Genomic DNA, 12883 nt, shown 5'->3' with positions numbered 1-12883 from the left:
GCATGAAGCCCTATGAGATGGTCGTGGGGCCGGAGGGGTATCTCCCGCCGGCCGTGTCTTCGAAGGGAGTGGTCGGACCCTCGACGGGGGAGGGGTTGGTGATGGGGAAGGTGGTCCCGGAGCCGCAGGCCATCGAGGCGGCGGCGCGCGCGCTCGTGCAGGCAAAGCACCCGACGATCTTCCCCGGCCCATTGGTGCTGTGGGCGTGGAACGAACGGGCCCGCCAGGAGGCCAAAGTGGTGAAGGCGCTCGCCGCGGCCATCCCTGCGGCGATCATCCCGATGGCGGACTATCGGCCCAAGTACCCCAAGATCATTCCCGAGCGGGAGATCAACCCCAACCACCCGAACCTGACGATCTGGAAAAACCAAATTGATGTCTGCCTGTTTGTGGGCGTCCATTGCCACCAGGCGAACATCGCCTTGAAGATCATCCGAGGCGGGACGAGCTGCCTGACGATCGCCCTCTGCACGTTCAGCGGGGACGACGAGGCGCACATCACGATTCGGGATCTGACCGCCGACACCATTCAGCGGCTCGTCGACGCGGTGCGCCGTCAGAACCGGACGGATCGGGAGGCGACCCGATCCGTCCGGCGGTTCTCGCGCCCGCGCGACTAGGCGGTGTGCGGAGGAACGCAGGAAACCGGAGGTGCTTCGATGCTGGGGTGGAAACTGATGGGCTTACTCTTCGGGCTGCTGGCAGCTCCCGCGTGGGCCTACGAGGAAATCATGGTGACGGACGGCGGGACAGTGACGGGCCAGGTCGTCTTGGCTGGTCCGGTCCCGAAACCGAAGGGCTACAACCTCACGACGCTGCCCGATCCCGTGTACTGCGGACGGATCTCCGATGGGCGCGGGTGGCGCCTGCTCCAGCCGTTCGGCGTCGCCCCGGACGGCGGGTTCCGCAACGTGGTCGTCGTCCTCCAGGGCATCGCGCGCGGGAAGGCCTTCGAGCGTGCCACGCCGCGCATCGAGGCCAGGGACTGTCGGTTCCTGCCGTTCGTCACCGTGGTCCGGGATCGCCATCCTGTCGAAGTCGTCAATATGGACCCGGCGATGCACGACATCCAGGCGTACGAGACCTCGGAGCTCGGACCCCGCGTGCTGTTCAACGTGCCGTTGCCGATGAATCCCCACCATCCCAGGGAGGGGGTGGACGCCCAGTATCACCGGCACCTCGCGGGCCAACCGATGCGGCAGGAAGTCCGCATAACGAAGGGGCGCCACGTCTTCGTCATGCAGTGCGGGTTCCATGCTTACATGGAGAGCTGGGGGCTGGCGGTGGAGCACCCCTACTACGCGGTGACCGATCAGGAGGGGCGCTTCGAGATCACCGATATTCCCCCGGGCACCTATCAGATGATTGTCTGGCATCCCTATATCGGCGGGGCCAGGGAATATGAGGTCGAGATCAAGCCGAAGGGGCGGGTGACCCTGGATGTGAAGATTCCAGCTCCGAGAGGCCGGCTCTACGCCAACCAGATGGTGGACAACCCCTATGTCCGGTATGGGGTTGCCGCCGACGTCCAGTCCACAATTGTCCCGACGCTGGAGCTGCAAAGGCCCTGATGCGAAGCCCGAGTGCCGCGTGGTGCCGGGGAGACCCCTGATCGCCGGGGTATGGATGCAGGATAAGACGATGAGAAGATGCAGGACATGGACGCTTGTCGTGGCGTTGGGCGTCGGGCTGCTGCACCCCATGGCCTTGTCTGCCGGGGTTTCCGTTGCAGGAACGGGCCCCGCGCGCGTGGTCCGCGGGGAAGTCGTGGCGGTCAACCTCTCGGACACGCCGCCGGTGATCGTCGTCGCGGTGAAGGTCGGGAAGATGCAGGAGGAGCTGATCGTCGGTGCGTCGGTGGAGTCCGGCGCCCAGATCACCCGCGGCACCGAGCGCCTCCCTCTGAGCGACATCAAGGTCGGCCAGACGGTCGAGCTGACCTACGTCAAGCACGAGCAAGGCCTGCGGGCCCAATCCATCCGGGTGAAGGAAGCGAAGGAGCTGCCATGACGCCGTTCATCTGCCGGGGGCTGCCCGGTCTGTTCGTTGTGCTCGCTCTCGCGTGGCTTGTGGCCGGATGCGCGGGTCGCAGCGTCTCGTCCTCCGCGCAGGACCTGGCGCTGGTGCCCGGCCCGCCGCCGAAAGCCGCGTCGGCGCCGGCGCCGCCGGTTTCGGAAGCGCCGCTGCCGAGCGCCCGGGAAGCCGAACAGCCCCCTGCTGCGCCACCGGCGGTTAAGTCCGAGGAGCCGGCTCCCCCACCGGCGGAGAAGCCGCCCGAGGTTGCTGCCGTCGCCCCACCGGCTCCCCCGCCGCCGCCCGCACAGCCTCGCGAAAAACAGGCGGAAGCCCCGGTGCCGCCGCCGGTGCCTGAAGAGGCGCGGGTGACCGAGTCGGCCGTCGCGCCGCTGCCCGCGGAGTCACCGAAGGCGCCGCCGTCGGAGGTCGCCGCGGTCGCCCCAGCCGCACCCCCGCCCACAGTCGAGCCCCTGAGCCTGTCCGATGTCTTTTTCGATTTCGACCAGTTCGTCCTGCGCGATGACGCGCGGCCGACGCTGGAGCAGAACGCCGAGCGGCTCAAGAAGCAGGACGGGTGGAAGCTGCTGATCGAGGGCCATTGCGACGAACGCGGCACGGCGGCCTACAACCTGGTGCTGGGGGAGCGCCGGGCGCAGACGGTGCGGGACTATCTGGCGAACCTGGGCCTGCCGGCGGCGCACATGACCGTGACGAGCTTTGGGAAGGAGAAACCCTTCTGCACGGAGCACAGCCACGCCTGCTGGCAGCAGAACCGGCGGGCGCATTTTGTGATGGAGAAGTGAGGATCGGCGAAGCGGACAGGGAAGGGAGGAGCCTGTGAGAGCGCACAGACTGCTGGTGATGGGCTGCGTGGGCCTCCTGGCGTTCGGGGGCTGCGGGAGTCCGGGGGTGATCACGCTGGAGCTCAAGCCGACCGAGGCGGGTGGTGCGGGGGCGAAGGGGACCTCGCTCGCTGTGGTCGTGACGGCGTTCGAGGACGCGCGGCCGGACAAGGGGCGCCTGGGGGTGCGCCATCATTTCTGGGGCAGCGAGACGGCGTTTGACGTGCCGGCGGGGAAGGCGGGGGACGCGGTCGCCGGCGTGGTGGCCGCGTACTTGAAGGGGAAGGGCTGGCACGCCCAGGTGGCCCCGGACGGCGCGACGGGGGATGTGGCCCTGTCCGGCAAGCTCCTCGCCCTGTCGGTCGAGGCCACCAGCCGGTTCCTGCGCACGGAGATCAAGGTCACATCCAAGGTGGTCGTGGAGGCGAAGAACGCTGCGGACGGCAGCCTTGTCCGGATGACGTTGCACGGCGACGGCTCGGAGACGGTGTTCTGGTTCGAGCCCGAGGACGTCCAGGACCTCCTCAACACGGTGCTGACCGAGAGCCTCGGCAAGTTCCTCGCGAACACCAAGGTGGAGAATGGGCGGATTCGGCTCGTCTAACCGCGGTGGACGTCATTGGGTGCAGGCATCAGTTGTGATCGCGTCATGAGTCGAGTCCGGATGGCCCTGAATACGTTCGGGGTCGCGGTTCTGCTGGCGGCGTGTACGACGACCCACCAGAGCATCCTGACCGAGGCCCCGGCTGCATCCGCCGGCCCCGGCCACCCCAGCACGGTGAAAGAAGAACGGGTCGAAGAACCACCGGTGGTCGCTCCGGCCGCCCGCCCTCCGGAGGCGGGCGCTGTCCAGGAGGAACCCGCCGTCAGGCCGGCTGCCCCGACGGCGTCAGCGGTGGTGGAGCCCCCCTCGCCCTTCATGTTCGATGTCTGGTTTGATTTTGACCGGTTTGACCTCCGAGAGGACAGCCGCGATCGGGTTGAGATCAATGCCAGCCGACTCAGAGGCAAGGATGGGTGGACGCTGCTGCTCGAGGGCCGCGGCGACGAACGCGGCACGGCGGCCTACAACCTGGTGCTGGGGGAGCGCCGGGCTCGAACTGTCCAGGGGTATCTGGAGTCTCTGGGGCTCGATGTCGGGCTCATCAAGACCATCAGCTATGGCAAGGACCGGCCGTTGTGCGTCGAGCACAGCGAGGCTTGCTGGGCCCAAAATCGCAGCGTGCACTTCTCGCTGACGATCACCGATCAGTTCTATCATCACGGGCCGTAGCACCATGTTGGAAGCTCGGAAGGAACACGTCGGCGCGAGCCCGCGCCTCGGCCATCGCTTTCCGCCTGTCCGCTGGTCCCCCCTGTACACGGCCACGGCGGTCGTGATGGTGAGATGGGGTCCATAGGAGGCCAGCCGCTCGTGCGGCGCGCAGGGGCTGTTGCGCCCTCAGCCGGCTGAAGTTGGAAGGACGGAGCAGCCACACCGGACCTTCTGTGGCCAACTGGACGTTCCTCGGGTAGGCTCCAATCGTCGCTCCACGTGCCGGTCTTCCTGGGACGCGAGAGCTTTGCCTGGCCGGTGTGCAACTTGTGGAACGGATCGTCATGACGACTGTCCTGATCGCGTGGTCCGTCTGTTCTGTTGCCGGGATCGTTCTGCCGCTCTGCGTCCCGGGACGTCCCCGGATGCAAACGATCCTGGGGTGCAGCTTGGCCACGATCGCGGCGGCCTTCGGGCTGGTCCTGGGTGTCGCGGGGCTCGTCGCGCCGCACCCCCTCACGATCGCGATCCCCTCCACGCTGCCGTTGCTCGTCTTCGCGATTCGGCTCGACCCGCTCGCGGCGTTCTTTGTCGGGACGATCTCGCTGGTCGGGCTCGCGGTCTCGATCTACGCCTTCGGGTATCTTCGGAAGGACGAGGGCCAGCAGCCACTTGGAGTCCTGGGCGCCCTCTACAACGCCTTCCTTTTCTCGATGACGCTGGTGATCCTCGCCGACAATGGCTTCTTCTTCCTGATTGCTTGGGAGCTGATGTCGCTGGTCTCCTACTTTCTGGTCGTGACCGAGCACGAGCGAGCGGAGGTCCGCTACGCGGGGCTCTTCTATCTGATCATGGCGCACGTGGGGACCGCCTTCATCCTGCTCGCGTTCCTGATCTTCTTCCAGGAGACAGGCTCGTTCGCGTTCGAGGCGTTTCGGCATCCGGATGAGCCGCTTCCGCAGGGGCTACGCACGCTTGCGTTCCTGGCCGCCGTCGTCGGCTTCGGGGCGAAGGCCGGGATCGTCCCGCTGCACGTGTGGCTCCCCTACGCCCATCCGGCCGCGCCGTCGCACGTCTCGGCGCTCATGTCGGGGGTGATGATCAAAACCGCGATCTACGGACTGGTCCGGGTCTGCTTCGATTTTTTGGGCGGGGACTTTCCGGCCTGGTGGGGCGTCCTGATGCTGCTGGCCGGCGCGGTGTCGGCCCTGCTGGGCGTGATGTACGCGCTGATGGAGCACGACCTTAAGAGCCTGCTGGCCTTCCACAGCGTCGAGAACATTGGGATCATCCTCCTGGGGATCGGCGCCGGCATGACCTTCCAAGCCTACGGGCTCAGGGAGTTCGCCGCGCTGGGCCTGCTCGCCGGGCTGTACCACACGCTTAACCACGCCGTGTTCAAGGCGTTGCTGTTCCTGGGTGCGGGGGCGCTCCTCCAGGCCACCCACACCCGGAACATGGAGGAGTATGGCGGCCTCCTCCGGCGGATGCCCTGGACGGGCTTCTTCTTTCTGGTCGGCGCGGTGTCCATCGCGGCGCTCCCGCCGACCAACGGATTCGTCAGCGAATGGCTGGTCTTTCAGAGCCTGTTCTTGAGCTTCCACCTCCCGGCGGTGATCCTCAAGCTGGTGCTCCCGCTGGCCGCCGCCATGCTGGCCCTGACGAGCGTCTTGGCGCTGGCCTGTTTTGCCAAGGCGTTCGGGATCTCCTTCTTGGCCCTGCCGCGGAGCGCCCAGGCCCGGCGGGCGCAAGAGGTGCCGGTGGCGATGCGGACCGGGATGGGAATCCTCGCCGCCCTGTGCGCGGTCCTGGGGCTGGCGCCGATGGTCGTGGTCCCGCTGCTGGACCGGGTAACGGCTCCCTACACCGGCGCGGCGATCGCCGACCAGGTGCTGGCGCTGGACGGCTGGGCCCTGGCCCCGGTGAACGTCGAGTTCTCCAGCCTGTCCACCCCGGCGCTGGCGTTGCTGCTGGGGCTGCTGGCGGCGCTCGGCCTGGCCCTCGCCGTGCTCGCGGGGGGCCGGCTCACGAAGCGGTACCACCGCACCTGGGCTTGCGGGCTGAATCTCACCGCGCGGATGGAGTACACCGCGACCGGCTTTGCGCAGCCGATCAAGCAGGTCTTCAGCCTGATCTACCGGCCCACGGTCAAACTGGAGACCGAGTTCCTCGAAGAGTCCCGGTACTTCGCCAAGCGGCGGCGGTTTGAGGCCTCTATCGAGCCGCTCTTCCAAAAGTATCTCTATGATCCGGTGGTCACTTGGTTCTCCGCCGCGGCGGATCGCTTGCGGTTGGTCCAGGCCGGCAGCCTCCATCTGTACCTCGCCTATATCTTCGTGACGGTGGTCGTGCTCTTACTGGTGGCGGTGTGAGGCGCGTGTGAGACGCTCGCGGCTAGGGGGAAGCACGCGGGCGTGGGAGTCCCTTGACCGATGACACCGATGCTCCAAGCTATCGCCTGGGTCCTTGTGCAGGCGGTCGTCCTGCTGGCCGTCTCGCCGTTCGTCGTGGGGCTGATCCGCAAGGTCAAGGCCCGGCTCCAGTGCCGGCGCGGGGCCAGCCTGGTCCAGCCCTACGCGGACCTCGCGAAGCTGTTCCGCAAGCAGCCGGTGGTCTCCACCACGACCTCGTGGATCTTCACGGCGACGCCCTATGTGGTGTTCGCGTCCACGCTGGCGGCGGGCCTGCTCGTGCCGACCTTCGCGGCGCGCATGCCGCTCAACTTCGCGGGCAACATCATCGCGTTGGTGTACCTGCTCGCGCTGGGCACGTTCTTCCTTATCCTGGCCGGGCTGGATGCCGGCTCGGCCTTCGGGGGGATGGGGAGCAGCCGCGAGGCGCTCGTCGCGTCGTTGACCGAACCGGCCATGATCGTCTCGATCTTCGCGGTCGCGCTCACGGCGGGCTCGACGAACCTGAGCACGATCGTCCACAAGACCGCCCTGCTGGAAGGGATCGTCACGGACCCGTCCCCGCACCTCATGGCCCTGGCGGCGCTCTTCCTCGTGACGCTCGCCGAAACCGGGCGGGTGCCGGTGGACAATCCCGCGACCCATCTGGAGCTCACGATGATTCACGAGGCCATGGTGCTCGAATATTCCGGGCGGTACCTGGCCCTGGTGGAATGGGCGGCGGCGCTTAAGTTGCTGGTTTTCCTGAGCCTGCTCGGGAACCTGTTCGCGCCCTGGGGCATCGCGACCACGATGACGCCGGTGGCGCTGGGCCTTGGGGTGGCGACCTATCTGGTGAAGGTCTCCGGCCTGGCGGTGCTGATCGGCGTGGTGGAGTGCATGTTCGCCAAGCTACGGCTGTTCCGGGTGCCGGACCTCCTGGGCGTGGCGTTCATCCTGGCCCTCTTGGCGCTGATCTTTTTCTATATCCTGCGGAGCTGAGGCATGACGATTCCCCCGCAGATCGGCTCGCAGCTCGTGGACCTGTGCTCGGCGCTCCTGTTGCTGACGTGCTTCGCCATCGTCGCGCAGCGCCGGCTGTCGGCCTGCGTGGACCTGTTCGCGCTGCAGTCGGTCTTCCTGGCCGTGACCGCCGCGCTGGTCGCGTTTCTGACCGGGATCCGTCACATCTACGTGGCGGCCGCCCTGACCGTCCTCATCAAGGCGGTCGTCCTGCCGCGGATTCTGAAGAAGATCATCGAGCGGCTGAACGTGACGCGCGAACTCCAGATGTACGTCAACGTGCCGGCCGGGCTGCTCGTCTGCGGGGCCTTGGTGATTCTGGCCTTCGTGATCACCCAGCCGATCATCCCGCTCGGGTTTCTGCTGACGCGGGATTCGCTCGCGATCGCGCTCGCCATCGTGCTCATCGGCTTCTTCACGATGATCGCGCGGAAGAAGGCGGTGACCCAGGTCGTCGGGTTCCTCGTCATGGAGAACGGGCTGTTCCTCGGCGCGACCGCAGCCGCGTACGGGATGCCACTGATCGTCGAGCTGGGCGTGTTCTTCGATGTCCTGGTGGCCGGACTGATCGTCGGGATCTACACGCACCGCCTCCAGGACGCCTTCGACAGCGTGGACGTGAGCAAGCTGACCGCGCTCAAGGAGTAAGCGACGTGGAGTGGCCTCTCGCCCTGTTGGTCACGGCGCCGCTCGCGGCCGGCCTGGGGTGCCTGCTCGTGCGTGGGCGGCAGGCGGTCGAGGCGTTGCAGTTCGGCCAGGCGGGCGTGCTAGCGACCGCCGCCGCCCTGGTCGTCGAGCACGTCGTCACGGAGGGGCCGGCCGCGGTGGATTGGCTCCTCCAGGCCGACGCGATGAGCGCCTGGTTCGATCTGATCCTTGGGCTGGTCGGCGGCACCGGGACGCTCTACGCCGTCGGTTACCTCGGCGAAGAACTGGAGCGCGGGCGGCTGCCGGCGGAGCGGTTCCGGCGGTTCTTCGCGCTGTTCGATCTCTACCTCGCGGCGATGCTGCTCGCGCTCAACGTGGAGAACGTGGCGATCATGTGGATCGCGATCGAGGCCTCGACGCTGTCGGCGGCGCTGCTGATCGGGTTCGAACGGAGCCGGGCCGCGCTTGAAGCGGGCTGGAAGTATGTGATCCTCAGCTCGGTCGGGATCGCGCTGGCCCTGTTCGGGACCATCCTGCTCTACTATTCCTCCGAGCACGTGCTGGGGGTGGCCAGCGAGGCGCTCCGCTGGCCGGACCTCTACCAGGTGGCGGGGCGCTTGGACCCCACGGCGCTCAAACTGGCCTTCGTCTTCGTCCTGGTCGGGTACGGCACGAAGGCGGGCGTCGCGCCCATGCACACCTGGCTGCCGGACGCGCACGCGGAGGCGCCCACCCCCGTTAGCGCCATGCTCTCCGCAAACATGCTGGCGATCGCGGTGTATGCGATCCTGCGGTTCAAGGCCGTGGCCGACCGCGCCCTCGGCCCCCTGTTTACCGGCCAGTTGGTCATTGCGCTGGGCCTGCTCTCCGTGGCCGTCGCCGCCGTCTTCCTGTTCCTGCAGCGCGATTACAAGCGGCTGTTTGCCTACTCGAGTGTCGAGCATATCGGCATCACCTTGGTCGGCTTCGGCGTCGGCGGGGCGGGCGTCTTCGCCGGCCTCTGGCACCTGTTGAACCATGCGCTGGCGAAGTCGCTGGCCTTCTATGCCGCGGGGGTCGTCCTGCTGAGCCACGACCACAAGCGGATCGACCGGGTGCCCGGTCTGCTCAGGCAGATGCCGCTCGTCGGGATCGGCCTGCTGGCCGGCGGCCTGGCCTTGGCCGGCCTGCCGCCCTTCGGCCTCTTTGCGAGCGAGCTGTTGATCAGCGCGGACGCCTACCGGGCCCGCCCGGCCCTGGCCGTCCTCTTCGTCGCGCTGCTGGCGCTGGCCTTCGTCACGCTCCTGGGCCATCTCTTCCGGATGGTCTTAGGGCAGGCCACGGCGCCGGAGCTGGCGATCGGACGGCGAAACCGGGCACTGCTCTCCGCCGCGGTGTGGCTCAACCTCGTCCTGCTAGCGGCGGTTGGGCTGCAGGTGCCCCCCTGGTGCCGCAGCCTGCTCCGCTCCATCGTCCAGATCTTCGGCGTGACCGTGGAGGGCCCGTGACCCCGTCCGTGAACGCCGCGGTCGTGATTCTGTTGGGTGCCCCGCTCGTGGCGGCGCTAGTAAGCCTGGCGGTGCGCGCGCCCCGGATCCTGCACGGGGTGAACCTCGCCACGATGGCCGCCCTTGTCGTGGCCGAAGCCGCGCTGATCGGCCGGCTCCCCAGGCAGGGGCCGGTCACCGCCCTCTGGGAGCTGGTCTATGCCGACGGCCTGAGCGTCTTTGTCCTGCTCGTCATCGCGGCGGTCGGCTTGGCCTGTTCGCTGTACACCTGGTCCTACCTGGATGACTACGTGGCGCGCGGGACGATCGCGCCGCGGCGGCTCAGCCGCTTCTTCGCGCTGTTCCACCTGTTCTTGTTCGCGATGATCGCGGCCACCCTGGCGAACAGCCTGGGGGTGCAGTGGGTGGCGATTGAGGGGACGACGCTCGCCACGACCTTCTTGATCGCCTTTTTCCGGAAGCGGGAAGGGCTCGAAGCGGGCTGGAAATACCTCATCCTGTGTTCGGTCGGCATCGCGCTGGCCCTCTTCGGGACCGTCTTGACGTACTCCTCGTCCGTGCGGGTGCTCGGCGACGTGAGCCTGGCGCTCAACGTCACGCAGCTTCTGGACGTGGCGGACCGGCTGGATCCGCAGGTGCTCAAGCTGGCCTTCCTCTTCGTCCTGGTCGGCTACGGGACGAAGATCGGCCTGGTCCCCATGCACACCTGGCTCCCGGAGGCCTACAGCGAAGCCCCGGCGCCGGTGACCGCGATGCTGGCGGGTGTGCTGGAGACAGTGGCGGTGTACGCGGTGCTGCGGAGCAAGTCTGTGATGGATCCCGCCCTGTCCGCCGACTATACGGGCACCCTGTTGCTCCTGTTCGGGCTGGTCTCCTTCGGGGTGGCCGCGCTCGTGATCCTCGTCCAACGGGACTACAAACGGCTGCTCGCCTATTCCAGCATCGAACACATGGGCTTGGCCCTCACCGGCTTTGGCGCCGGCGGGGCGGTGGGGACTCTGGGTGGGCTGTTCCACCTGCTCAACCATGCGCTGGCGAAGTCGTTGGCGTTCTTCGCCGCCGGGAACATCCGCCGGCGGTTTGGGACCCGGGAGATCGCGGATGTGCACGGGCTGGCGCGGGCGCAACCGCTGACGGCGGTGGCTTGGCTGGTTGCCGGGCTCACCCTGGTCGGTCTGCCGCCGTTCGCCTCGTTCGCGAGCGAAGCGCTCGTGCTGGCCGCCTTGGCGACCCAGAGCTTTCCTTCGGACACCCTGCACCTGGGCCGGTTCGTTACGCTCACGGTCGCGCATGAAGTCCGGAGTCTCCTGACCGTGGCCCTGGTGTTGACGCTGGCAGTGGCGCTGTTCGGCGGGATGCTTGCGCGCGTGACCTCGATGGTCTGGGGAAAGCCGCCGGCCCACGTGACGGGCGGGGAATCGTGGGAGATCGGCCACGTGCCGCTCCTGGTGACGATGGCGGCCTTGGTGCTCTTCGGCCTGGCGCTCCCGGAGCCGATCCGGATGCTCCTCGAGCGCGCGGCCGCGGTGCTGGTGCCGGGATGAGCGAGACGAGGACGAAGGACGGTGAGCCGATGCCCGTGACGGTGCCCCCGGTGACCCGGCTGCAGGACGCCTTCGGGAAGGCGGTCCGCGCCGTCGAGGAGGTGCAGGGCATTCCCGTGCTTCGGCTGGGCAAGGATGACCTGCCGTTGGTGGCCCACTACGTGCATACCCATCCGGAGCTGCGGGGGACCCTCTCGCTGCTCTGGGCGGAGGACCACCGGCCCGCTCGCGCGCGCCACGAGCTCTGGTACCTCTTCACGCTGGAGCGGCAGAAGGACTGGCTGCTCCTGTGCACGGAGCTCGAAGGTGCCGATCGCCTGTTCCGCTCCATTACCCCGCACATCCACGCGGCCAAATGGTACGAACGGGAGATCCGGGACCTGTTCGGGCTCATCGCCCAGGGACATCCGGACCTGCGCCGGTTGGTCCGCCACGCCCACTGGCCGAAGGGCGTCCACCCGCTCAGGAAGGACTTCCGATGGAATACGGTCCTGGGCCGCCGGGATGGGCAGCATGCCTACCGGCAGATCGAAGGCGAAGGGGTCTTCGAAGTGCCGGTCGGGCCGATCCACGCCGGGATCATCGAGCCCGGCCACTTCCGGTTTTCCGTCGCTGGCGAGCCGATCCTGCAGTTGGAGGTCCAGCATTTCTGGAAACATCGTGGGGTGGAAAAGCTCTTCGAGCAGCAGAGCCTGACCGAGGCGGTGCCCTTGGCCGAGCGGGTCTCGGGCGACACGACGGTGGGGCACAGCCTCGCCTATTGCCAGGCGGTCGAAGCCTTGCTGGGCCTGGAGGTGCCCAGGCGGGCGCGCTACCTGCGCAGTCTGTTCCTCGAGCTGGAGCGGTTGCACAACCACCTGGGCGACGTCGGGGCCATCTGCAACGACACCGCCTACGCCCTGCCGCACGCTCATTGCGGCCGGATGAAGGAGCGGCTTCTGCAGTGGAACGACCGGCTCACGGGCTCGCGCTTCCTGCGCGGCGTCTGTCGCGTCGGTGGGGTAGGGGTCAACCTCACGGACGGGCAACTCGCGGAGGTGGTCCGGGAGCTGGATGCCCTCGAAGCGGATTTTCGCGAACTGGCCACTATCATCTTCGCCAATGCGTCGCTCACGGACCGGTTGGAGACCACTGGCGTCCTGACCGAACGGATCGCCTGGGACCACGGGGTGGTCGGCGTGGTCGGGCGGGCCTCGGGGCTGGATCGTGACCTGCGCCGCGACCGCCCCTTCGCCGCCTACGACGAACTGCCGGTCGCGGTCGCGGTCTATCACTACGGCGATGTCCGGGCCCGCCTGCGCGTGCGCCTGGACGAGATCCGTGAATCCATCCGGTTGATCCGGCTCATCCACCGGCAGATGCCGGCCGGGCCGGTCGCGGTCGAACCGGCCGGTCTGCCCCCGCCCGGCGCGCGGGCGCTCTCCGCCGTCGAGGGCTGGCGGGGAGAAATTCTCTATATGGTCCGGGCGGGCGAAGGAGGCCGGATCGACCGGTGTAAGGTCCGCGACCCGTCGTTCGTGAACTGGCCGGCGATCCAGTGGGCGGTGCTCGGGAACATCATTCCCGACTTCCCGCTGATCAACAAGAGCTTCAATTTATCGTATGCAGGAAACGACTTGTGAGCGAGCAGCATGTAGCGCATAGCGAATGGCCCGAAGCTGCTGGCTGATCGCTGAAG

Annotated in this window: 12 protein-coding genes; all 12 read left to right on the top strand. The window is 67.6% G+C overall.

Translation table 11 applies throughout. From position 1 onward, the window contains the following. Nucleotides 1-2 precede the first annotated feature (2 nt). The 12 genes from ACWHYQ_RS05900 (at nucleotide 3) to ACWHYQ_RS05845 (ending at nucleotide 12827) form a co-directional block, all read left to right on the top strand. The gene (locus tag ACWHYQ_RS05900) at nucleotides 3-620 is read left to right on the top strand and encodes a carbon monoxide dehydrogenase beta subunit family protein (RefSeq protein ID WP_447974800.1); all 618 of its coding nucleotides are present in this window, start codon (nucleotides 3-5) and stop codon (nucleotides 618-620) included. A gap of 39 nt (nucleotides 621-659) precedes the next feature. Beyond that, entirely contained in the window at nucleotides 660-1571 is a 912-nt protein-coding gene (locus ACWHYQ_RS05895) for a carboxypeptidase-like regulatory domain-containing protein (RefSeq protein ID WP_447974799.1), read from the top strand. A 70-nt stretch (nucleotides 1572-1641) separates the two neighbouring features. Then, nucleotides 1642-2010 carry a hypothetical protein gene (locus tag ACWHYQ_RS05890; RefSeq protein WP_447974798.1) on the top strand — a complete coding sequence of 123 codons (369 nt, stop codon included), beginning with the start codon at nucleotides 1642-1644 and terminating at the stop codon, nucleotides 2008-2010. Further along, entirely contained in the window at nucleotides 2007-2819 is an 813-nt protein-coding gene (locus ACWHYQ_RS05885) for an OmpA family protein (RefSeq protein ID WP_447973097.1), read from the top strand. The genes ACWHYQ_RS05890 and ACWHYQ_RS05885 overlap by 4 nt, the downstream gene beginning before the upstream one ends. Before the next feature lie 34 nt (nucleotides 2820-2853). Further along, nucleotides 2854-3462 (top strand): hypothetical protein, encoded by a 609-nt coding sequence (locus tag ACWHYQ_RS05880; RefSeq protein ID WP_447974797.1) that lies wholly within the window; start codon nucleotides 2854-2856, stop codon nucleotides 3460-3462. Between the two features lie 45 nt (nucleotides 3463-3507). Continuing rightward, nucleotides 3508-4131 carry an OmpA family protein gene (locus ACWHYQ_RS05875; RefSeq protein WP_447974796.1) on the top strand — a complete coding sequence of 208 codons (624 nt, stop codon included), beginning with the start codon at nucleotides 3508-3510 and terminating at the stop codon, nucleotides 4129-4131. A gap of 326 nt (nucleotides 4132-4457) precedes the next feature. Beyond that, complete coding sequence (gene hyfB / locus ACWHYQ_RS05870; protein ID WP_447974795.1) at nucleotides 4458-6485, top strand: hydrogenase 4 subunit B; 2028 nt, start codon at nucleotides 4458-4460, stop codon at nucleotides 6483-6485. Between the two features lie 69 nt (nucleotides 6486-6554). After that, a complete protein-coding gene (locus ACWHYQ_RS05865; protein WP_447974794.1) occupies nucleotides 6555-7505 on the top strand; it encodes a respiratory chain complex I subunit 1 family protein in 951 nt (316 codons plus the stop codon). Nucleotides 7506-7508: 3 nt separating this feature from the next. Further along, nucleotides 7509-8174: a hydrogenase gene (locus tag ACWHYQ_RS05860; protein ID WP_447974793.1), complete on the top strand. Its 666-nt coding sequence runs from the start codon at nucleotides 7509-7511 to the stop codon at nucleotides 8172-8174. A gap of 5 nt (nucleotides 8175-8179) precedes the next feature. Beyond that, a complete protein-coding gene (locus tag ACWHYQ_RS05855) occupies nucleotides 8180-9661 on the top strand; it encodes a proton-conducting transporter transmembrane domain-containing protein (protein ID WP_447974792.1) in 1482 nt (493 codons plus the stop codon). Then, nucleotides 9658-11205: a proton-conducting transporter transmembrane domain-containing protein gene (locus tag ACWHYQ_RS05850; RefSeq protein ID WP_447974791.1), complete on the top strand. Its 1548-nt coding sequence runs from the start codon at nucleotides 9658-9660 to the stop codon at nucleotides 11203-11205. Before ACWHYQ_RS05855 ends, ACWHYQ_RS05850 begins: the two co-directional genes overlap by 4 nt. After that, the gene (locus ACWHYQ_RS05845; RefSeq protein WP_447974790.1) at nucleotides 11202-12827 is read left to right on the top strand and encodes a hydrogenase large subunit; all 1626 of its coding nucleotides are present in this window, start codon (nucleotides 11202-11204) and stop codon (nucleotides 12825-12827) included. Before ACWHYQ_RS05850 ends, ACWHYQ_RS05845 begins: the two co-directional genes overlap by 4 nt. Nucleotides 12828-12883: the final 56 nt, after the last annotated feature.

The sequence above is a fragment of the Nitrospira sp. Kam-Ns4a genome (assembly GCF_965152595.1).
This window is presented reverse-complemented; position numbering and strand designations above follow the sequence as displayed.